Below are 724 nucleotides of genomic sequence, written 5' to 3' on the forward strand. Positions count from 1 at the left end.
AAAGCCAGACAATAGCTTTTGGATCATGATGTTCCAAAAGCTATTTAAGCTGATCACGCGTCTTTTGCCACCCGTTCGATGTACTCAAGCTGCACTGGTTTGGTAAACGCGCCTGGGCGCAGTGCCTGAACTTCTCGCACGATATCGTCCAGCGTCCATTCTTTTTCTAGCAGTAAGTGAGCTGCGAACAAACCAGTGCGACCCGAGCCGCCCATGCAGTGCATCGCGACTTTGCCATCTTGAGCAAGAATCGCATGCAGTTCAGGGCTAGCTTGTTGCCACTTCATCGCGAAATCCTCACTGGGTGCGCAATCATCTTCAATCTCGATCTGGAACCATTTCATACCCAGTTGTTGGGTAACTTCACCCAAATCCGCGACGTCTTTCGATGCTAGCTCAGCATTGTCCAATGCCGTAACCACGGCTTGAACACCCTGCTCTTTTAATTGCTGTAAAGACGTTTGCAAATCGACGCCTTTCGTACCCGGGCACGGTGTTAGGACTAATGCACCAGAGTCCAAATCTAATTGCCATGTAGGATGAGACATTGTGAACTCCTATTAAGCCAAACCAACGTTACGAACCAATTCTGCGGTGCGCGTTGCGTAACCCATTTCATTGTCGTACCACGCGTAAATCTTCACCATGCGAGAACCAACGACCATTGTTGAGAGTGCATCAACGATGGTTGAGCGTTGATCGCCTTTGTAATCGATCGACACCA

Annotated in this window: 1 protein-coding gene and 1 pseudogene; both read right to left on the reverse strand. The window is 49.2% G+C overall.

All coding sequences use genetic code 11. From position 1 onward, the window contains the following. Positions 1 to 53: 53 nt before the first annotated feature. Positions 54 to 548 (reverse strand): cyclin-dependent kinase inhibitor 3 family protein, encoded by a 495-nt coding sequence (locus tag R7Q48_RS27225; RefSeq protein ID WP_005485516.1) that lies wholly within the window; start codon positions 546 to 548, stop codon positions 54 to 56. A 12-nt stretch (positions 549 to 560) separates the two neighbouring features. Continuing rightward, positions 561 to 724: pseudogene (locus tag R7Q48_RS27230) on the reverse strand (glyceraldehyde-3-phosphate dehydrogenase); the annotation flags it as partial.

It is taken from the genome of Vibrio sp. 378 (assembly GCF_033339435.1).